At 51.3% G+C, this 18,886-nt stretch carries 22 protein-coding genes and 3 tRNA genes; 11 read left to right on the top strand and 14 right to left on the bottom strand.

Annotated elements, in window-relative coordinates:
- Positions 1 to 277 precede the first annotated feature (277 nt).
- From ybgC to nadA, 10 genes are all read left to right on the top strand, one after another.
- Complete coding sequence (gene ybgC, locus J6J34_RS00385; protein WP_301720784.1) at positions 278 to 703, top strand: tol-pal system-associated acyl-CoA thioesterase; 426 nt, start codon at positions 278 to 280, stop codon at positions 701 to 703.
- Positions 693 to 1,394, top strand: coding sequence for a protein TolQ (gene tolQ / locus J6J34_RS00380; protein ID WP_301719796.1), 702 nt, complete (start codon positions 693 to 695; stop codon positions 1,392 to 1,394). Before ybgC ends, tolQ begins: the two co-directional genes overlap by 11 nt.
- Positions 1,395 to 1,396: 2 nt before the next feature.
- The gene (gene tolR / locus J6J34_RS00375; RefSeq protein ID WP_301720785.1) at positions 1,397 to 1,834 is read left to right on the top strand and encodes a protein TolR; all 438 of its coding nucleotides are present in this window, start codon (positions 1,397 to 1,399) and stop codon (positions 1,832 to 1,834) included.
- 10 nt (positions 1,835 to 1,844) lie between these two features.
- Complete coding sequence (gene tolA / locus J6J34_RS00370) at positions 1,845 to 2,768, top strand: cell envelope integrity protein TolA (RefSeq protein ID WP_301719797.1); 924 nt, start codon at positions 1,845 to 1,847, stop codon at positions 2,766 to 2,768.
- Between the two features lie 70 nt (positions 2,769 to 2,838).
- Entirely contained in the window at positions 2,839 to 4,152 is a 1,314-nt protein-coding gene (tolB, locus tag J6J34_RS00365; RefSeq protein WP_301720786.1) for a Tol-Pal system beta propeller repeat protein TolB, read from the top strand.
- A gap of 60 nt (positions 4,153 to 4,212) precedes the next feature.
- Positions 4,213 to 4,752: a peptidoglycan-associated lipoprotein Pal gene (gene pal, locus J6J34_RS00360; protein ID WP_301719798.1), complete on the top strand. Its 540-nt coding sequence runs from the start codon at positions 4,213 to 4,215 to the stop codon at positions 4,750 to 4,752.
- Between the two features lie 10 nt (positions 4,753 to 4,762).
- A complete protein-coding gene (gene ybgF, locus J6J34_RS00355; protein WP_301719799.1) occupies positions 4,763 to 5,509 on the top strand; it encodes a tol-pal system protein YbgF in 747 nt (248 codons plus the stop codon).
- A gap of 137 nt (positions 5,510 to 5,646) precedes the next feature.
- A tRNA-Lys gene (locus J6J34_RS00350) sits at positions 5,647 to 5,722 on the top strand.
- A gap of 30 nt (positions 5,723 to 5,752) precedes the next feature.
- Positions 5,753 to 5,828, top strand: a tRNA-Lys gene (locus tag J6J34_RS00345).
- Between the two features lie 68 nt (positions 5,829 to 5,896).
- Positions 5,897 to 6,946, top strand: a complete 1,050-nt coding sequence (nadA, locus tag J6J34_RS00340) for a quinolinate synthase NadA (RefSeq protein WP_301719800.1) — start codon at positions 5,897 to 5,899, stop codon at positions 6,944 to 6,946.
- A gap of 10 nt (positions 6,947 to 6,956) precedes the next feature.
- Here the strand turns inward: nadA and J6J34_RS00335 are convergent, their stop codons facing one another.
- From J6J34_RS00335 to J6J34_RS00300, 8 genes are all read right to left on the bottom strand, one after another.
- Entirely contained in the window at positions 6,957 to 7,778 is an 822-nt protein-coding gene (locus J6J34_RS00335) for an NAD(P)H-binding protein (RefSeq protein ID WP_301719801.1), read from the bottom strand.
- Positions 7,775 to 8,551: a ZIP family metal transporter gene (locus tag J6J34_RS00330; RefSeq protein ID WP_301719802.1), complete on the bottom strand. Its 777-nt coding sequence runs from the start codon at positions 8,549 to 8,551 to the stop codon at positions 7,775 to 7,777. Before J6J34_RS00330 ends, J6J34_RS00335 begins: the two co-directional genes overlap by 4 nt.
- 73 nt (positions 8,552 to 8,624) lie before the next feature.
- Positions 8,625 to 8,825, bottom strand: a complete 201-nt coding sequence (locus J6J34_RS00325; RefSeq protein WP_301719803.1) for a helix-turn-helix transcriptional regulator — start codon at positions 8,823 to 8,825, stop codon at positions 8,625 to 8,627.
- Entirely contained in the window at positions 8,822 to 9,220 is a 399-nt protein-coding gene (locus J6J34_RS00320; protein WP_301719804.1) for a hypothetical protein, read from the bottom strand. Before J6J34_RS00320 ends, J6J34_RS00325 begins: the two co-directional genes overlap by 4 nt.
- Positions 9,221 to 9,292: 72 nt before the next feature.
- Positions 9,293 to 10,339, bottom strand: coding sequence for an MBL fold metallo-hydrolase (locus J6J34_RS00315; protein ID WP_301898280.1), 1,047 nt, complete (start codon positions 10,337 to 10,339; stop codon positions 9,293 to 9,295).
- A 26-nt stretch (positions 10,340 to 10,365) separates the two neighbouring features.
- The gene (gene ggt, locus J6J34_RS00310; RefSeq protein WP_418055274.1) at positions 10,366 to 12,081 is read right to left on the bottom strand and encodes a gamma-glutamyltransferase; all 1,716 of its coding nucleotides are present in this window, start codon (positions 12,079 to 12,081) and stop codon (positions 10,366 to 10,368) included.
- Between the two features lie 102 nt (positions 12,082 to 12,183).
- On the bottom strand, positions 12,184 to 12,507 hold the full coding sequence (locus J6J34_RS00305; protein WP_301719806.1) for a c-type cytochrome: 324 nt from the start codon (positions 12,505 to 12,507) through the stop codon (positions 12,184 to 12,186).
- A gap of 503 nt (positions 12,508 to 13,010) precedes the next feature.
- Positions 13,011 to 13,098 (bottom strand) — tRNA-Ser (locus tag J6J34_RS00300).
- Between the two features lie 190 nt (positions 13,099 to 13,288).
- Between J6J34_RS00300 and J6J34_RS00295 the strand changes: the two genes are divergently transcribed.
- Positions 13,289 to 15,169 carry an acetate--CoA ligase gene (locus tag J6J34_RS00295; RefSeq protein WP_301719807.1) on the top strand — a complete coding sequence of 627 codons (1,881 nt, stop codon included), beginning with the start codon at positions 13,289 to 13,291 and terminating at the stop codon, positions 15,167 to 15,169.
- On the opposite strand, the gene J6J34_RS00290 is transcribed toward J6J34_RS00295, so the two are convergent.
- The 6 genes from J6J34_RS00290 to J6J34_RS00265 form a co-directional block, all read right to left on the bottom strand.
- Positions 15,166 to 16,179 (bottom strand): mechanosensitive ion channel family protein, encoded by a 1,014-nt coding sequence (locus J6J34_RS00290; protein ID WP_301719809.1) that lies wholly within the window; start codon positions 16,177 to 16,179, stop codon positions 15,166 to 15,168. The two genes, J6J34_RS00295 and J6J34_RS00290, sit on opposite strands and share 4 nt — an antisense overlap.
- Positions 16,176 to 16,646: a bacterioferritin gene (gene bfr / locus J6J34_RS00285; RefSeq protein ID WP_301719810.1), complete on the bottom strand. Its 471-nt coding sequence runs from the start codon at positions 16,644 to 16,646 to the stop codon at positions 16,176 to 16,178. Before bfr (J6J34_RS00285) ends, J6J34_RS00290 begins: the two co-directional genes overlap by 4 nt.
- Before the next feature lies 1 nt (position 16,647).
- Complete coding sequence (gene bfr, locus J6J34_RS00280) at positions 16,648 to 17,124, bottom strand: bacterioferritin (RefSeq protein ID WP_301719811.1); 477 nt, start codon at positions 17,122 to 17,124, stop codon at positions 16,648 to 16,650.
- Between the two features lie 35 nt (positions 17,125 to 17,159).
- Positions 17,160 to 17,384: a bacterioferritin-associated ferredoxin gene (locus J6J34_RS00275; RefSeq protein ID WP_301774544.1), complete on the bottom strand. Its 225-nt coding sequence runs from the start codon at positions 17,382 to 17,384 to the stop codon at positions 17,160 to 17,162.
- A gap of 91 nt (positions 17,385 to 17,475) precedes the next feature.
- Positions 17,476 to 17,910 carry a DUF3429 domain-containing protein gene (locus tag J6J34_RS00270; protein WP_301719813.1) on the bottom strand — a complete coding sequence of 145 codons (435 nt, stop codon included), beginning with the start codon at positions 17,908 to 17,910 and terminating at the stop codon, positions 17,476 to 17,478.
- 1 nt (position 17,911) lies between these two features.
- Positions 17,912 to 18,877: a calcium/sodium antiporter gene (locus tag J6J34_RS00265; protein WP_301719814.1), complete on the bottom strand. Its 966-nt coding sequence runs from the start codon at positions 18,875 to 18,877 to the stop codon at positions 17,912 to 17,914.
- Positions 18,878 to 18,886 lie beyond the last annotated feature (9 nt).

The raw sequence follows: 18,886 nt of genomic DNA, 5'->3' as shown, positions 1-18,886 counted from the left end.
TGCAGCGCATTATACGGAGGACCGACCTCTGTTCAACCGAGAAAAATTGTAGTTCAGATAAGTTTTTCTAATAGCAGTATGTAACCAGTGAACAAAAATAAACCACCATTGAATTGGTAAGACCATTAAAGTCCATTTAAATCAGCATGTAATGAATTTATGGTCAAATTTTACAAATAAATAAAAGTCTGGCTATTTTTTAACCGGATTGATTTTTTACATTAAATTTAGCTGGTTTAACTTGCAGCATGAACCCAAAACAGAAAAAGTAGTCATGATGAGTGAGATGAATAGGTTTTCCTGGCCGATCCGCGTCTATTACGAGGACACGGATGCTGGCGGTATCGTATATTATGCAAATTATCTCAAATTTCTTGAGCGGGCCCGCACCGAGTGGTTACGCTCACTGGGGATTGAACAAGATACCTGGCTTGAGCTCAAGCTTGGCTTTGTTGTCCGTAAGGTCGAGATGGAGTTACTGCGACCAGCGAAGTTCAATCAGGAACTGGACGTCACCGTTGTGGTCGAACGGTTGAAGCGGGCGTCCGTAGAATTTACACAACAGGTGCTGGATCAAAGCGGCACGGTTTTATGCCAAGCCAGAATTAAAGCGGCTTGCGTTCATTTAGGGGAAGCAGGTACTGCGGTTCGCGCCGTACCTATGCCAACAGAAATCATAGAGGTACTTAAGCGTGCAAGCTGAGATGTCAATTACTGCGTTAATTTTGGAAGCTAGTTTTGTCGTGCAGTTGGTGATGTTATTGCTGCTTGCGTTTTCCGTGGCCGGCTGGATGATGATTTTCCAGCGTCGCAAGGTGATCCAGACCGCCAGTCAGCAGGCGACAGCCTTCGAAGATCGGTTTTGGTCGGGCGTGGATTTGGCGCGCTTGTATCAGGAAATCGGCGCCCGCGCGCAAAACGCCAGTGGTATGGAGAAGCTGTTTTACGCTGGTTTTAAAGAGTTTGCGCGCTTACGCAGCAACCCCTCATTGAGTCAGCCGCAGGTTCTTGAAGCCTCCTACCGCGCTATGCGAGTGGTGCACTCCCGTGAAGTGGACAGGTTAGAAAGTAATTTAAGTTTATTAGCGACCATTGGTTCCATCAGTCCTTATGTGGGCCTGTTCGGTACCGTCTGGGGCATCATGAATGCCTTTATTGGTCTGGGTGCAGTGCAGCAGGCGACCTTGGCCATGGTCGCGCCGGGTATCGCTGAAGCACTGATTGCTACCGCTATGGGTCTGTTTGCCGCAATTCCTGCCGTCATTGCCTACAACCGCTTTGCCCATCGGGTCGAGAAGGTTGATAACCAGTACCTGAACTTTATGGATGAGCTGTTGGCCATTTTGCAGCGCCAGGGTAGTGCCCAACCGAAAGCCGCAGGTGCCGCGTCATGATGATGATGACGGCGAATCGCAAACGGCGTAAGCCCGTTTCCGAGATCAATGTGGTACCCTACATTGACGTGATGCTGGTGCTGTTGATCATTTTTATGGTGACTGCGCCTTTGATTACGCAGGGGGTTAAGGTTGATTTGCCCAATGCTAACGCGCAGCCGCTGGATGCGGAAAGCAAGCCGCCGATTATTGTCTCAGTCGATCGTGATGGCCAGTATTATGTGAGCTCGCTGGCGGATTATAACGATCCCAATGATCCTTTGGATATTGAGACTCTGGCGGCGCGTATACAGGCACAATTGCAACTGGATCCTGAGACCAGAATCATGGTCAACGGCGATGGCGGCGTATCCTACAACCAGGTTGTGCGGCTGATGGTGCTGTTGCAACAGCTCGGTGTTGATTCTGTTGGTCTGATGACCGAAGACACGGATAATTAGAGAGGCACATGTGAAGATCGGGAAATTTACATGGCCGACTGAACTAACGGTGCCGCTACTGCTCTCAATTGCATTGCATCTGGGAATTGTGGTGATTTTGTTCGCCGGTTTTAAGTTTTCGCCAAGCGTTCCGGAAGCGATGGAAGCGCATCTGACCGCGCCTTTAGAGGACGAAGCCGTGCCGGAAGAAGAGATCGTCAGTGCAGCGACGGTCGACAAGGCAAAGATTAACGAGCAGATTGCTGAGATTAAGGCACAGGAAGCCAAGCGCGAGGAAGAGATTGCCGAGCTGGAGCGCCGCGCGGAAGCGGCCAAAAAGCAACGCGAGGCCGAGCAGCAACGCCAGCGCGAACTGGCCGAACAGCAACGTGCCGAGCGTGAACGCCTGGCCCGTGAGCAAGCTGCAGCGCAGCAGAAAAAGCAGGAAGCGGAACAAGCTGCTGAGGCCGCTGCTGAGCGGCGTAAGCGTGAAGAAGAGGCGGCCCGTAAAGCTGAGGCGGAACGAAAGAAGCGTGAAGAAGAAGCCCGACGGCTGGAAGAAGAGCGCAAACGTAAGGAACAGGAAGCTCGCGAGCGCGCTGAGCGGGAACGTCAGCTGCAGGAAGAGTTGGCAGCAGAACGTGAACGCCGTGCCGCGGCACGGACGCGACAGATCCAAAGCGAAGTTAGCAAATATAACACGCTCATTAAGAACACGATTCAACGTAATTTGATCACGGACCCGTCGATGCGCGGTAAAGAATGTAAAGTTCGGATCCGCGTCGCGTCCAGCGGTTTCGTTATCTCGGTCGACACGTTGAGTGGTGACACTGCGGTTTGCCAGGCGACCCAGAATGCGGTATTTAAAGCAGGGACCTTGCCAGTATCGGACGACCCTGAGATCTTTAAAGAGATGGAAACTATCTCTTTGACGGTACAGCCCGAATTCAATTAACCAGTGAAGTAATTGTGATAACACTATGATGAAAAAAATTGTTTTACTCTTGATCACCGCTGTTGCGTTAATGACCGTTCTGCAACGGCCTGCTAATGCCTCGTTGGAAATTGTTATCACCGATGGCGTCAACAGTGCCCGACCGATAGCGGTTGTACCTTTTCGTTGGTTAGGTGACGGCCCCGCACCGGAGGGGCTGACCGAGGTTATTGCCGCAGACTTGATGCGCAGTGGTAAATTCAATCCGATCCCGCGCAACGCCATGCCACAGTTTCCCAGCAGCGAGGGCGAGATTGATTATCCCAGCTGGGCGAGTCTGGGTGTAGAAGCTGTGCTGGTGGGCACCATTGAACCTTATGCGGTCGATCGCTACACGGTCTCTTTCCAGATTATTGATATCCTCAGAGGACAAATCACCAGTGGTACGCGTATGTTGCGCGACGGTGAGCTGGTCACCGCGCAAGATCACATTCTGGATGCCCGACGCAGCGTTATTAATGGCGAACAGTTTCGTCAATATGCGCACCGAATCTCGGATGTCTTTTACGAAACCATGACCGGTGAACGCGGTGCTTTTATGACCCGAATCGCCTACGTCACGGTGAATTATAACGACGAAAAACCTTATCAGCTGGTCGTCGCCGACTACGACGGTTATGACGAGAAGGTGTTGTTGCGCAGCCCCGAGCCATTGATGTCACCGTCATGGTCACCCGATGGCAACAAGCTTGCTTATGTGAGCTTCGAAAATAAGCGTCCGGAAATTTTCACCCAGGATATCTACACTACGCGGCGGGAAAAAATCACCTCTTTCTCCGGCATAAACAGTAGTCCGGTCTGGTCTCCCGATGGGAATAGTCTGGCCATGGTGTTATCCAAAGATGGCAATCCTGAACTCTATGTGATGAACATTTTCAGTAAAGAGTTGCAACGGGTAACACGACACCATGCGATTGATACGGAACCAAACTGGTCACCAGATGGGAAATCCTTGATCTTCACGTCAGAAAGGGGTGGCAGACCGCAATTATATAGCGTAAATTTAGATTCAGGTCAGGTGCGACGCCTGACATTCGAAGGTGAGCAGAACCTTGGCGGTACCTGGACCCCAAACGGTCAGCAGGTGGTCATGGTAAATCGTACGCAAGGCAACTATCATATTGCTAAGCAGGATTATCCGAATGGTGCGTTGCAAGTGCTCACCCAGACATCGTTAGATGAGTCACCGAGTTTAGCGCCGAATGGCAGCATGGTGATTTACAGCACCACACATAATAACCAGCAAGTATTAGCGTTGGTTTCGGTCGATGGTCGTTTTAAAGCAAGACTTCCAGCGCGCGAAGGCGAGGTGAAATCGCCCGCGTGGTCACCGTTTTTGCGTTAATACAAAACGTGAAAGTTACTCTTAACAATTAAAATTACATTTGAACTAAGGATCGCGGACATGAACGCAAATCAGTTACTAAAAAGCCTTCTTATCGCTGTACCTATGCTGACGTTGGCAGCATGTAGCTCTAGCCAGGGCGCAGATGATGCGGCAAGCCAGCAAACCAATCAGCAACAGCAGGGTCAGCAAAGCGGTTCTGGCGTTGAAGTTGATGCAGCAGAGCGGACCAAAACTCCAGCCGAAGTTCGTGCTGAGAAAATGGAAACCCTGCAGCGCGAAAATATTATTTACTTCGCATTTGATGATTCGCGGGTAAGTTCTGAGTACGGTCAGCTGCTGGCTGATCATGCTGAATTTCTGGTTCAGAACCCAAATGTTTCTGTGACCATCGAAGGTCATGCGGATGAGCGCGGTACACCTGAGTACAACATTGCTTTGGGTGAGCGTCGTGCGAAAGCCGTTGCACAGTACTTGCAAAATCTGGGTGTAAGCTCAAGCCAGCTGGAAACAGTTTCTTACGGCGAAGAGAAGCCTCTGATCAAAGCTTCTACTCAAGCTGCTTACGCTAAAAACCGCCGTGCTGTCCTAGTTTACTAAGGTTAAGCCAATGCAAAAACTAATTCTAGTAGTGGCCTTTCTTGTTCCCGGAGTCCTGTTTGCGCAGGCTCCGGTATCGAAGTTAGGTAGTGGCAGTGTTGAGGAGCGCTTAGCGCAGCTCGAGCGAGTGATGGATGCTCGTAATGCTGCACAAATGGCGCTGCTCGATCAAATGTCGACATTACAAGATGAAGTCGCAGAGCTGCGCGGCAGAACTGAAGAGCATGCCTATCAGCTTGAACAAATTTTGCAACGGCAGCGTGAGATTTATCAGGAGATCGATCGCCGCTTAACTGCAACACCAGCGCCTTCTGCGAGTGTAGGCACATCGTCGTCCAGTGCAAGCTCAGGAGCAGACGGTTCACCGTCCTATTCGAGTAATCTGAGCGAGAACGATGCCTATGACAAAGCGATCCGCCTGGTGATGGAGGATCGTCGTTACGACGCAGCGATTCCCGAGTTTCGCAGTTTTATAGAGCAGTTCCCGAACTCAACCTATGTACCTAATGCGCACTACTGGTTAGGACAACTGCTTTACGCCGAAGGTGACTATAGCGGTGCTAAGCAAGAGTTCAGTACTGTGGCGGAGCGCTTCCCTGACAGCAACAAACGTGCTGACAGCTTATTGAAGTTGGGTATTGTTGCTCAGCAGCAGGGCGAAAAAGCACTCGCTGAAAGCTACTTTAAAAAGGTCATTGCCGATTACCCGGGCAGTACGCCGGCGGATTTAGCAGCAAAACGCTTAGAGAATTTGTAATAACCTTGTAAGTAATCACGGTAAATGTTCGCAAATTGAGCAAACGCACCGGTTATCTGAAATTTGCAGTTGCAACGTGCGGCATTTTAAGTAAACTATGCCGCCGTTGCCGCTGATAAGTAGCAACAGACGAGATTGGGTCGTTAGCTCAGTTGGTAGAGCAGTTGACTTTTAATCAATTGGTCGCAGGTTCGAATCCTGCACGACCCACCACTCTCTCGTCGCACATCAGTATCCTTTCGTGGGTCGTTAGCTCAGTTGGTAGAGCAGTTGACTTTTAATCAATTGGTCGCAGGTTCGAATCCTGCACGACCCACCACGATTTTTTACCCGCACTGAATTTTCCTTTATACTATGCAAACGTTTCCCATGTAGTGAAGTAGTAGCATGAGTATCACTGAAGAAATCCAAGCCCGCGTTATCGACAAACTTGACTATGCGTTCCCGGCCAAGCCGAAACCGCTTACCGAGCAGGAACAAGCGGCTTATAAAGCGCGCATTAAGCAGCTCTTGCAAGAGAAGAACGCTGTGCTTGTGGCACACTATTATACGGATCCTGAGATTCAGGCCTTAGCTGAAGAAACGGGTGGTTGTGTCTCTGACTCGCTGGAAATGGCACGATTTGGCGCCAACCATACTGCCGACACCCTGATCGTGGCGGGCGTGAAGTTCATGGGCGAAACCGCCAAGATACTGACACCCAACAAAACCGTTCTGATGCCAACGTTGGAAGCGACCTGCTCCCTTGACATTGGCTGCCCCATTGAAGAGTTCTCAGCGTTCTGTGACGCGCATCCTGAGCGTACCGTGGTCGTCTACGCCAATACCTCAGCGGCAGTTAAGGCGCGTGCCGACTGGGTCGTCACCTCAAGCATTGCGTTGGATATTGTCGATCATTTAGACGCGGAAGGGGAAACCATCTTGTGGGGCCCGGATAAGCATCTTGGCGCTTATATCCAGAAGCAGACCGGCGCAGATATGATCATGTGGCAAGGTGCTTGTGTGGTGCATGATGAGTTTAAAACCAAAGCCCTTGAAGATCTGAAGAAGGTTTATCCTGAGGCCGCTATTCTGGTGCATCCTGAGTCGCCAGCGCCGGTGGTGGAATTGGCCGATGCGGTAGGCTCGACTTCTCAGTTAATCAAAGCCAGTCAGGAGATGCCCAATGAAACTTTCATTGTGGCCACAGACCGCGGCATATTTTACAAAATGCAGCAACTGTCTCCTGAGAAGCACTTTATCGAAGCGCCTACAGCTGGTAGCGGTGCTACTTGTCGCAGTTGTGCCCATTGCCCCTGGATGGCCATGAACGGCCTTGTGGCGATTGCTGAGGCGTTAGAGCACGGCGGCAAGGCACATGAAATACAGGTCGACCCCGCGCTGGCTGAGAAAGCCATGAAACCATTGCAGCGCATGCTGAACTTCAAGAACAGTTAACTTCCCTGAGTTATTTGGGCGCGTAAGTTGGGAACAGTAACTGGTAACCGCTCGCATGGAGTGAGCGGTTATTAATCCGCTTACTTCCCCGGCGTCCGATTTCATCCTCCCGCGACAGGGCGCGTAGATCTACGCCTAAACGCTTGGCGAGTCGTCCGTACGCATCCTCTTGCTGCAAGGGCTCATCATCACTGACCAGAAACAGCGGCCGCTGTTGCTCAGGGTGTTGGATTAAATAAGCAATAAAGCCGGCGACATCGTCCGCGTGGATACGATTGGTCCATGCCGGGGTAATGACGGCTTTACCAGAAATGAGCAACTCAGCCAGCCGCGAACGGTTCGGTCCGTAAATTCCCGAGCAGCGCAAAATACTTACGTTCTCACTGGCACTTTGTACGGTTTGTTCTGCTTGAAGTAACATTTCACCTTGATGGTCGTTAGGTCTCGCCGGTGTCTCCTCATCGATCCACTCGCCATTGCGCTCGCCATAGACGCCGGTGCTGGAAATATAGATGATACGTGGCGTCAGGCCATTACTTTGCAGATGATTTTGTAGCAACCGCGCCGGTACGACGTAACCGTCGAAGTAGCTGTCGTCACTGGAACGGTCGGGGGTGAGGGTCATGACGACGACCTCTGTGTCGCTCGTGATTAATTTTGCCAGGTCGCTGCCATTCGCGGCATCACCTGCAATCAGTTCGACATGCGCGGGGTTCCGTTTTACTTCAGGATGTCGGCATAACCCCCGCAGTTGCGTATAGCCGGCAAAGCTTAAGGCGATGCTGGTACGCTCGGCGATATCACCAAAACCAATAAATGCGACTGTTTTCATGCTGCTAACCATACGTCAAGGAATAACATGATCACTAAACCCACCATCAGGCCAGCTGTCGCACGTTGATGATGACCGCGGCGATGCGTTTCCGGAATGATTTCGTGACTGATAACAAACAGCATAGCACCTGCAGCGAAAACTAGCCCCCATGGCAGCAAAACTTGCGAAATATTCACAAAAAGACCGCCAATGACACCACCGATAGGCTCAATTAGACCGGTTAATGAGGCCACCACGAAACTTTTCAGGTGACTGTAACCTACTGCGACCAGTCCTACTGCTACCGCCAGCCCTTCAGGAATATTCTGCAAGCCAATGCCCAATGCCAGGGAGAAGGCCGCGTCAACATCGCCACTGCCGTAGGCCACGCCGACAGCGAGTCCTTCGGGAAAGTTATGAATAGCGATGGCAAACACAAATAGCCAGACGCCGGCGATCTTATCGGTGGCAAGACCTTCAGGGCCGGTAATGAAGTGCTCGTGCGGTAATAAACGGTCCAAGGCAGCAATGGCCGCCGCACCGAGCAAGATCCCACACACGGCAATTAAAGCGGGGGTTGGGCCTTCGCCATACATAAGGGTCGAAATTTCGATGGAGGGAACAATCAGCGAGAAGAATGAAGCTGCCAACATTACCCCTGCAGCAAATCCCAGCAGGGTATCGTTGAAACGCTCTGACGGTTTGCGACCCAGTAAAACCGGTAGCGCACCGACCGAAGTCAGTGCGCCAGTGAGGAAACTTGCTATCAGTGCGGTCAAGACCAAATCCATACAGCCCTCATCAGGTAAAAAATAGCTAATAAACCTTAGCTTAACCTAGGCTCGGACTGAATGGCAGCCTGATTTAACTATCGTCGTCATCGAAAAAGATGGCTTCGATGGGAAGTTCGAACAAACGTGAGAATTTAAACGCCAGTGGTAGGCTCGGGTCGAACTTACCTTTCTCGATAGCGTTAATCGTTTGCCTGGAAACGTCCACTGCGGTGGCAAGGTCGGCCTGAGTCCAGTTCCGCTCAGCGCGTAAAACCTTTAGACGATTTTTCATCGGTAGCTCCGCATGCCAACCAGTAAGCTGATCAGATAGGTGATACCTATCAGCATAATGAGAAACGAAATTTCCGCGTCAACAGGAATGACATTGGTGATATCAGCAAGGGAGTAGGCGATGCCTCCGATGACTGCTGCACCTAGACTGATTGCCGCAGCTTGTAGGTGAATCTTTTGCTGTAACTCATCCAGCGCAAGAATATAGCGGCGGTTGGATTCGATCATGCCCACACCCAACGCCAAATTAAGCAGCAGAACCCCTACTTTAAGAAGTTCCTGTTCAGGCCAGAGTAGGGTGGAGCCGAAGCTCACAACAGCGGTTGATAGTACCCAGGCAGCAGTCCAGACTGCGAGTCGAGTGGTGAGATGTTTAAGTGTTGATTGACGAGACATAAGTGACCTATAAGTAAAGTGTGTTTGACATATAGTTGTCTAAAGCATTCTATAAGTCAAGCGAGCTTTACATTAATTTGCTGGTTTTTTATCCATCACCAGGGTTTCACCAATTTTGATCCGGGTAAATCCAGGATTCTCAAGCTCAGCTGACGCCAGTGCATCGGTAAAATCCTGATGGGTCTCAGCAAGGCCTTCCGCAGCTAATTGATAGGTGCCCCAATGCATGGCATAGGAATGCCGGGCGCCAATATCAAGATGCATTTGTAATGCCTCTGCTGGATTGACATGCTGTGGCTTCATAAACCAACGCGGTTGATAGGCTCCGATTGGAATGAGTCCCAGGTCAATAGCAGGAAAGCGTTCGCCGATTTCTTTGAATTGATGGGCGTTATAACCGGTGTCTCCGGCAAACCAGACCTGCCAGTCGGCAATTGCAATATGCCAGGTGGTCCAGAGCGTGTCGTTTTTATCCCAAAGGCTACGCGCCGACCAGTGTTGGCTTGGCGTGGAAGTAATTTCCAAGGGACCTATGCTGGCCTGCTGCCACCAGTCGAACTCCCGCACCCGTGAGGCCTCGATACCATGCGCAACGAACCATTCGGTCAGGCCCAGGGGCACCAGGTAAACCACGTTATCGCCCAGGGCCAAAATGGTTTCTTCGTCGAGATGGTCATAATGATTGTGACTGAGGACGACGTAATCAATAGGGGGGAGCTCAGCAGCAGTTAAAGGAGCAGGGGTTAAACGTTCAGGACCAGCAAAGCTCACTGGCGAGGCACGTTCGCTGAGAATAGGATCCGTTAAAACATTGAGATTTTTGTATTGCAGCAGGAAACTTGCGTGCCCCAACCAAGTGAGTTGGGGCTGTGCTGAGGGCGTCAGAATGCGGGCGAAGGAAATCTCAGTCATCGGCACCAAGTCGGGATTTGCGGCGATTTCTGCCTGTTGATCGGCCCAGTCGTCCTCTCCAAACCAACGCATCATAAAGAAATCAATGGCATTGGTATCCTTAGTCTCGATGTAGTGGTTGCGATCTGCATAGATCCCCGGTGAGCTGCACGAGCTGAGCGCAACTAACGCGGTAACACCGATAACGAGTAGAATGATCCAACGCACAATAACTGTCCTGACGTGGCTGCTGGTTAGAAACCAGCAGCGTGGCCGTCTTTGCGACTTTCAGAAGCTCCATAATAGACATCTTCTTCGTGGTTTTTCCAGATCGCCTGATAACCTCCAAAAGGACCCACGGCTTCTTGCAGGGTATGACCCATTTTAATCAGTTCACGGCGCGTATGAGCAGAAAAACCATTTTCCAGGCTGATCACCCCACCATCGGTCATCTCTTCACCGGTCGGCTGGCTTGAGCCAGTGTGTAAGATGCGCGGCGCGTCACCGGCTTCTTGCAGGTTCATACCGAAGTCGATGATGTTGATCAGGATCTGTGCATGCATCTGTGGTTGCGTAGCACCGCCCATGACGCCATAACTCATGATGGGTTTATCATCTTTCGTCACAAAGGCAGGAATAATGGTGTGGAAGGGGCGCTTGCCCGGTTCAAATACATTGGCATGACCTTCCTCCAGAGCAAACAACTCGCCACGGTTTTGCAGGACAAAGCCGAGTCCTGTAGGAGTCACGCCCGAGCCCATACCACGGTAATTACTTTGGATCAGCGACACCATGTTGCCTTGCTGATCAGCTGTGGTCAGGTAGATGGTATCGCCTTCTGTTGGCGGGTTACCCGGCTCCACTGCGGCGGCAGGACGGTTGGGGTGGATGAGTTGCGCACGTTGTTTGGCGTACTCCTTATCCAGCAATCCTTCGACCGGCACGTCACTGAACTCTGGGTCAGCATAGTATTTAGCACGATCGGCGAAGGCTAATTTCTTAGCTTCAACGAAATGATGGATATATTCCGGGCTGTCGAATCCCATTGCTGCGAGATCGTAGTTCTCCAACATATTCAGAATTTGTTGTGCGGCAATGCCCTGTGTATTCGGCGGTAACTCCCAAAGGTCATAACCACGGTAATTGGTAGAGACCGGCTCGACCCAGCTTGACTCATGTTGTGCTAAGTCATCGTAACTGAGAAAACCACCATGTTCGGCGACAAAATCACTGATGGTTTTGGCAATATCACCTTGGTAAAACACGTCGCGTCCCTGTTCGGCAATTTTTTCAAGGGTATTGGCAAGGTCAGGGTTTTTGAAACGTTCACCTTTTTGCGGCGGCTGTCCATCTTTCAGGAAAACTTCAGCGAAGCCTGGCTGATCGCCAATCACTGCCGCATTGCGTTCGAAGTAGTAGGCGATAACTTCAGTGACTGGAAATCCCTGCCGTGCGTATTCAATGGCAGGTGCCAGCACTTTTTCCATAGGCAACTGGCCAAACTTATCGTGTAGCTCAAACCAGCCGTCGACAGTGCCGGGGACTGAAATTGGCAGTACCCCGCGCGCCGGAATCTTATCGAAACCGTTCTCGGTAAAGTACTCCAGAGACAGGCTTTGAGGTGAGCGGCCAGAAGCATTCAGACCATAAAGTTGTTCGCTTTCTGCATCCCAGACAATGGCGAAGAGATCGCCACCAATGCCATTACCGGTGGGTTCAACCAGGCCCAGAACGGCATTCGCGGCAATCGCGGCGTCAATGGCGTTACCACCTTGCTGCATAATATCCAGCGCTACCTGGGTAGCCAGTGGCTGGCTGGTCGCTGCCATAGCATTGGGTGCCATCGCTTCAGAGCGGGTAGCAAAATGATGGCCGGTAATGCGATCCGCTGCTGCGGCGGCACCGGTCATCAGGGTAAGACTTGTTGCTAGTGCAAAGGAAAATAATGAGGATTTCATGGTCGCCTCCAAGTGAGCTAAGTTGCTTCACTATAACGAGGCGACGCTTAAGGTGTTAATTTATTCGACAGATGTCACTATCCATTCGATGACTTACGGCTTAGTTTAGCTGACTTACTTTAAACCAAGAATCCATTCTGCCAACAGAGTGACCTGCTCATCGCTTAACTGTGGCTGCGCGGGCATTGGGATCTGTCCCCATTTGCCTTTACCACCGTTTTTAATGCTGTCTTTTACTTTTGCGAGACCTTCAGGGTCATCTGCGTATTTTGCTGCAACATCTTTATAGGCCGGACCGACAATTTTATTGTCGATGCCATGACACGCTGTACACGCATTTTGCTTCGCGAGTTTTTCAGCCGCTTCGTTGGCGTGCGCGGGCGCTGCCAGCATCAGACCGCTGAGAACCAAAGAACAACCTAAGATTTTACCTAACATGATTACGACTCCTTGGTGAAAAAAACATCAAAGCCATCTTAACCGCAAATAGCCCCGATGTTAAAGAGTACGCAAGTTCTGGCTGGCTAGATTGCTTTACAACAAAGAAAAAGCAGGCAGCAGACACAAAAAAACCGCCACAAGGGCGGTTCTTTTGTATCTGGCGGAGAGAGAGGGATTCACTCGGGCCATCCATGGCCCTCGCCCTGCGGGCAGCGCCCTGCGCTGTGCAAAACGGCTCCTGCCGTTTTGTCGAACCCTGAGGCTTCTCATCAAATCCGCTCACTCCATCAGACACAAAAAAACCGCCACAAGGGCGGTTCTTTTGTATCTGGCGGAGAGAGAGGGATTCACTCGGGCCATCCATGGCCCTCGCCCTGCGGGCAGCGCGCTGCGCTGTGCAAAACGGCTCCTGCCGTTTTGTCGAACCCTGAGGCTTCTCATCAAATCCGCTCACTCCATCAGACACAAAAAAACCGCCACAAGGGCGGTTCTTTTGTATCTGGCGGAGAGAGAGGGATTCGAACCCTCGATACGTTGCCGTATACACACTTTCCAGGCGTGCTCCTTCAGCCACTCGGACACCTCTCCAAAACGGCCGCAATAATAGGGCATTAGGGCTTTAATTTCAACGACAAAAACAGCGGAATGCGGTTCGTTTGAGCGATTAAGCCGAAGAAATGACCAGCGGTGCTGTCATTTTGTACGACCGAAGTCGAATAGGAAAAAACTGGGGCTGAGCTAAAGTTATCTTTATCGCAGCACGTCAAGGACCGCCGTTATGAACAATTATCCGCATGAATACGAATTATCCCTGCAGCAACCCGAGAAATTCTGGCTGCAGCAAGCGAAGCAGCTGCATTGGTTTGCCGAACCAAAGCAAGGACTGCGGCCTAATGAAAATGGCACGGCGGACTGGTTTGTTGACGGGGAGCTGAATATTGCTTTTTGTGCACTGGATTTCCACGTGGGTAATGGTCGAGGCGACCAGCTCGCGTTAATTTATGATTCTCCGGTCACTGCGACGAAATCAACCTATACCTATCGCCAGCTGCGTGACGAAGTGGCGCAATTTGCCGGACTGTTAAAGAAACAACACGTTAAAAAAGGTGACCGGGTGGTCATTTATATGCCAATGATCCCGCAAGCGGCCATCGCCATGTTGGCCTGCGCGCGTCTGGGTGCTGTGCACTCGGTGGTCTTTGGTGGTTTTGCGCCGCATGAACTCGCCGTGCGCATTGATGATGCCACGCCTAAAGTTGTCATCACCGCTTCTTGTGGGGTGGAAGTGGACAAGGTCATTCCTTACAAGCCCTATGTTGACGAAGCTTTGGAGTTAGCCGCAGCGCCCCCGCAGCATGTGATTGTCTGGCAGCGCGAAATCTGTGAGGCGCGGCTGCAGGAGCCACGCGATATCGACTGGCAGCAGGCGCTGGCAGGGGTAACTCCCGCGGAGTGTGCGGTGATGCAGGCGACAGATCCTCTGTATGTGCTATATACCTCAGGAACTACGGGCAAACCTAAGGGAGTGGTGCGTGACACGGGCGGCTACGCTGTGGCACTGCGCTACTCGATGAGGACTGTGTATGGCGTCGAACCCGGGCAAGTTATGTTTGTCGCCTCGGATGTGGGCTGGGTGGTCGGGCACTCGTATATTGTTTACGGACCCTTACTCAGTGGAGCGACCACCGTTCTTTACGAAGGCAAGCCGGTTCGTACGCCAGATGCCGGAGCATTCTGGCGGATATGTGAAGAGTACGGTGTGCAGGTTTTGTTTTCGGCCCCCACCGCTTTTCGTGCGGTCAAAAAAGAAGATCCACAAGCAACGCTGTTGCAGCAGCACTCGCTGGATAAGCTGGAGCGTATTTATATGGCCGGTGAACGGCTGGATCCGCCAACCCTGGAATGGACGCAGGAGGTTACCGGCAAGCCAGTGTATGACCACTGGTGGCAGACAGAGTCAGGCTGGCCGATGTGCGCTAATCCGGTGGGTATTGCCGAGTACCCCACAAAGCCAGGTTCGGCAACCTTACCTGTGCCGGGTTACGATATTCGTATTCTGGCGCCCGACGGTACAGAGCTTGAAGCGAATCAGCAGGGTGCGGTGGCGGTTAAGCTGCCATTGCCACCTGGCTGCCTGACCACCATCTGGGGGGATGAAACACGCTTTCAGGCCGGCTACCTGCGTGAGTTCTCAGGTTTTTACAGCAGTGGTGACGGGGGTTACAAAGATGATGACGGTTATGTGTTCATCATGGGGCGAACGGATGATGTAATTAATGTCGCTGGTCATCGCTTTTCGACCGGTGAAATGGAAGAGATTCTGGCGATGGATCCGGCCGTTGCAGAATGCGCTGTCATTGGCGTGGCCGACGAGCTCAAAGGTCAGGTACCCTTGGGCTTGGTGATTGTTAAAGATGGTGTGACCATCGCGCCAGAGGTGTTGAGTCAGCGACTGGTGCAGCGGGTTCGTGATGAAATTGGGGCGGTGGCGTGTTTACGTCAGGTCCATGTGGTGCCGCGCTTGCCAAAAACACGTTCAGGTAAAATCTTACGGCGCCTGTTACGGCAACTGGCCGATGGGGATAGCCAGGTGGCTATTCCATCGACCATTGATGACCCTGGTTGCGTGGATGAGCTTCGTCAACGCTTAAGTGACTAGAGCTCCTCGGCAGCGTCGTTTTTGGAAGGAGGCTCCGGAGCGGGCTCCTCGTTCTCCGTCGATGCTGTCGATGAGCGATCTTGCATAAAGTGCACTTGTGCTTTCTCGCCGTTCCAGGTCTTGACGTGCAAGTCGCGTTGCGGGAAAGGGATCTCGATTTTGTGTTCCATCAGCGACGTGTGAATTTCCCACATAAAGGCTGCCTGCACGGCACCAGGGCGATTGACCGCCTCTGGTCTGAGCCAGACCACCAGTTCGAAATTGAGGGCACTTTCGCCAAATTCGACCAGCCATACCTGTGGCGGACGATGATGCGTGTCCGTTAAGGTATGCGGCACGCGCTCAGCAGCTTCAAGCACCGCTTTTTTGACCAATTCTTTATCAGTGCCATAGGCGACCCCAAAAGAGACTTTAATACGCCGGTAGGTGTCGCGCATGGTCCAGTTGGTGACCCGGCCACTGACAAACTCCGAATTCGGAACAATAATATCGATATTGTCATTGGTGGTAATAATGGTGCTACGGATATTAATTTCCTGGACTTCACCGGTGACACCTGACTCCAGCTCAACAAAATCACCAACTTTCAGGGTCTTATCAAATAGAAGGATAATCCCCGAGACAAAGTTGCTGATCAGATTCTGCAGACCAAAACCAACACCTATACCTAAGGCACTGGCGAAGATAGCAAACTTCGTTAAATCAATACCAATGGATGAAACCGCCAGCAAAAAACCCACCAGCAACACGACGTAGTGGGTGATTCGCTTAAGCGCGTAGACCGAGGAAGGTGCAAGACTGTTGCGGAAGTTGGCATAGCGGTGCAGGGCTTTTTGCAACAGTACCGAGACGATCCAGGCGGCCACCAGAATGAGCACAAAGCGCAAAACCGCGCCATAAGTGACCGCGGTTTCGCCAACACTGAACAGCTCGCTATTGAGCCAGTGAAATGCTTCTCTAATTGTCGTTACGATGTTCGATACGACGTCTGTGGTAGTCGCTTTCGTCACATTTGTGCCTGCAGGTAAAGCTCAAGTCCAAGGCGATCAATCAACTCGAGTTGCTGACGCAACCAGTAAGCATGATCTTCCTCTGTGTCCTGTAAAATGCCAACCAGCATGGTGCGGGTGACAAAGTCACCTTCCTGCTCACAGAAATCAATGACTTCACGCAAGGTTTTGGCATTGTTGCGCTCCAGTTCAAGATCGTTGCTGAGCATGGTGGGCACATCATCTGCGATGGTATGTGGTTCGCGTTTATCCATGTCGGGTCGGCCGCCGAGAAACAGCATGCGACGGATCAACAGATCAGCATGCAGGCGCTCGTCATCAATCTCCTGATTGATGCGCTCGTAGAGCTTATTCAAGCCCATATCTTCATAGCGCCGCGAATGCGCCGTGTACTGATCGATGGACGTGAGTTCAAAGGCCAGCAGGCGATTGAGTTGCGTAACAACTGCGGAGGAATCTAAAGCCATGTTACGACTCCTTATGAAGTTTGGTTTGTAGGTAGGTGCTCAGACCCAGATGGGTAATCAGTTCCAGTTGCGTCTCTAACCAGTCAAGATGCTCTTCTTGCTGGTCCAGGATGTCACTCAGCTGATCGCGGGTAACGTAGTCCTGATGCTTTTCACAAAGGGTGATGGCTTCACGCAACGCTTCAACGTCAGCGGCCTGCATTTTGTGATCTAACTCAAGCATCTCGCGCGGCTCTTCGCCGATAAAGAGCTTGCTAAGATCCTGAAGATTGGGAAGACCACCAAGAAAGAGCAGCCGCTCGATGATGACATCGGCGTGCTTCATTTCTTCAATGGACGCTTTGTAAATGGTGCTGTTTAACGCATCAAAACCCCAGTTCTTGTACATGCGCGCATGTAGAAAGTACTGGTTGATGGCTGTGAGCTTGCGGGTAAGAATTCGATTAAGTTCTTGCAGAACTTTAGGTTCGCCTTGCATTACACACTCCTAGCTAGATGATAATGATATCTAGCTTAAGTGTAGCATACCGTTGTTTGCAATAAGGCATCTTCAAGAAAACGAGTATTTCGCTCTTTAACAGCTTCAGTCAAAACGTCTTTGGCACAGCTTTTACAGCAACCACACTGCGAGGCAACGCCGTATTGCTGGCGAAGTTCGCGCATGCTGCTGACGCCTTCATCGTGGACGGCACGCTGGATAGTTTTATCTGTTACACCTTTACAGAGACAAACGTACATAAGGACCTCGCTTCAAACCTGATCCAAATAATAATACAAATGCGAACGATTCGCAACCGTGTTTTGCTTCTGTGTTGTGCTGTCTGGTAAGTTACAGTGAAATAATGATCAAAATCACATGCAACGCTACGACCGTAAAGGTCAGCCGCGAGCGCAGCTCAATGTACCAAAGGTGTTTGCGAACATGGCGTTTTTCGAAGTTGAGCCAGAACAGGTGGGCAAAGGCCAGCACAATAAGCATGGTCAGTGGGGTGATCCATACTCCGGCAAAGAGAAGTGCCAGACCGACGATGGTCGGTAACATACTCCAGCGCAATTCGCGGGTGGGACTATCATCCCGTGCCATCGCCAGCCCCCAGTGCACACCACCGAGAAAACTCAGAATGAGTGCACTGTAAATGACGAAGAGTCTTAACGAATGATCAGCGTAAACATCCAGTAACCCGCCCATGGTAAAGACGAGAAAAGGTATAAGCCCGGCGTAACCCAGCCGCTGTGCTGAACTGATCGCTCGTTCTTGCATCATTTTAGAACCCCGTTTTCAGAAGATAGATAGTATAGGTACTATAGCAAAGTAATAGTATTACACCCTGAATTCGGTTCAGTCGGGTGGGGCGATTAATGCGGAAACTAAAGATTGCCAGTAAGAACGTCAGCGCCGTCATAGTTAGCCAATCACGGCTAAGGACCAGAGCTTCGAGCTGAATAGGGTGAATGGCCCCGGCGATACCCACTACTGCCAATGTGTTGAACATGTTTGAGCCGATCACGTTGCCAAAGGCAAGATCATGCTCGTTTTTACGCACCGCTGCGATGGCCGATGCTAATTCTGGCAAGGATGTTCCGATAGCAACCACCGTCAAGCCTATCACCAGGTCACTGACGCCAAGTGCTGTGGCAATATCAACCGCGCCCCAGACCAGTATTCTTGAGCTGATGACCAATAGAATTAAACCGACAACCAGCCACACTACAGACCTGCCGATGGGCATCTTGTGGGCTTTGAGCTCCTGATCGAACTCTGCCGCGAGGGCGTCGTCTTTGCCGCGCATGCCCTGATAAATGCTCCAACCCATGTAGGCTGCGAAAATCGCCAGTAACATCCAGGCTTCAATAGCGGTGATGGTCAAATCGTAAAGGGGCCAGGCGGCGAGTAAGGTAACCGCAATAAGGATGGGCATTTCGCGCTTTAATACCTGACTGCTCACGGCGATAGGCGCTAACACAGCAGTAATACCCAGCACCAGCGCGATGTTGGTGATGTTGGAACCGTAGGCGTTACCCAGAGCGAGTCCTGGATTACCCTGCATTGACGCCAACGCGGAGACCACCATCTCCGGTGCCGAGGTGCCAAAACCGATAATAACCATGCCGATAAGTAGCGGCGGCATACCTAAATGGTCAGCGGTTGCGGCTGCACCATCAACGAAGCGATCCGCGCTCCAGACCAGTAAAGCAAGACCAAAAAGTACTGCGACAACAGCGATTAACATGTACTGTCC

Origin of the sequence: Pseudidiomarina terrestris, from assembly GCF_030466405.1 — a bacterium.
Taxonomy (GTDB): Bacteria; Pseudomonadota; Gammaproteobacteria; order Enterobacterales; family Alteromonadaceae; genus Pseudidiomarina; species Pseudidiomarina terrestris.
Note: the sequence above shows the minus strand (reverse complement) of the source record. Positions and strands in the feature narration are given on the sequence as shown.

Excerpts from the sequence above, each read along its gene's own strand:
- ybgC (WP_301720784.1), top strand. The coding sequence starts at position 278 with ATGAGTGAGATGAATAGGTTTTCCTGGCCGATCCGCGTCTATTACGAG.
- tolR (WP_301720785.1), top strand. The coding sequence starts at position 1,397 with ATGATGACGGCGAATCGCAAACGGCGTAAGCCCGTTTCCGAGATCAAT.
- tolB (WP_301720786.1), top strand. The coding sequence starts at position 2,839 with ATGACCGTTCTGCAACGGCCTGCTAATGCCTCGTTGGAAATTGTTATC.
- pal (WP_301719798.1), top strand. The coding sequence starts at position 4,213 with ATGAACGCAAATCAGTTACTAAAAAGCCTTCTTATCGCTGTACCTATG.
- ybgF (WP_301719799.1), top strand. The coding sequence starts at position 4,763 with ATGCAAAAACTAATTCTAGTAGTGGCCTTTCTTGTTCCCGGAGTCCTG.
- nadA (WP_301719800.1), top strand. The coding sequence starts at position 5,897 with ATGAGTATCACTGAAGAAATCCAAGCCCGCGTTATCGACAAACTTGAC.
- J6J34_RS00335 (WP_301719801.1), bottom strand. The coding sequence starts at position 7,778 with ATGAAAACAGTCGCATTTATTGGTTTTGGTGATATCGCCGAGCGTACC.
- J6J34_RS00330 (WP_301719802.1), bottom strand. The coding sequence starts at position 8,551 with ATGGATTTGGTCTTGACCGCACTGATAGCAAGTTTCCTCACTGGCGCA.
- J6J34_RS00325 (WP_301719803.1), bottom strand. The coding sequence starts at position 8,825 with ATGAAAAATCGTCTAAAGGTTTTACGCGCTGAGCGGAACTGGACTCAG.
- J6J34_RS00320 (WP_301719804.1), bottom strand. The coding sequence starts at position 9,220 with ATGTCTCGTCAATCAACACTTAAACATCTCACCACTCGACTCGCAGTC.
- J6J34_RS00305 (WP_301719806.1), bottom strand. The coding sequence starts at position 12,507 with ATGTTAGGTAAAATCTTAGGTTGTTCTTTGGTTCTCAGCGGTCTGATG.
- J6J34_RS00295 (WP_301719807.1), top strand. The coding sequence starts at position 13,289 with ATGAACAATTATCCGCATGAATACGAATTATCCCTGCAGCAACCCGAG.
- bfr (WP_301719810.1), bottom strand. The coding sequence starts at position 16,646 with ATGGCTTTAGATTCCTCCGCAGTTGTTACGCAACTCAATCGCCTGCTG.
- bfr (WP_301719811.1), bottom strand. The coding sequence starts at position 17,124 with ATGCAAGGCGAACCTAAAGTTCTGCAAGAACTTAATCGAATTCTTACC.
- J6J34_RS00275 (WP_301774544.1), bottom strand. The coding sequence starts at position 17,384 with ATGTACGTTTGTCTCTGTAAAGGTGTAACAGATAAAACTATCCAGCGT.
- J6J34_RS00270 (WP_301719813.1), bottom strand. The coding sequence starts at position 17,910 with ATGATGCAAGAACGAGCGATCAGTTCAGCACAGCGGCTGGGTTACGCC.
- J6J34_RS00265 (WP_301719814.1), bottom strand. The coding sequence starts at position 18,877 with ATGTTAATCGCTGTTGTCGCAGTACTTTTTGGTCTTGCTTTACTGGTC.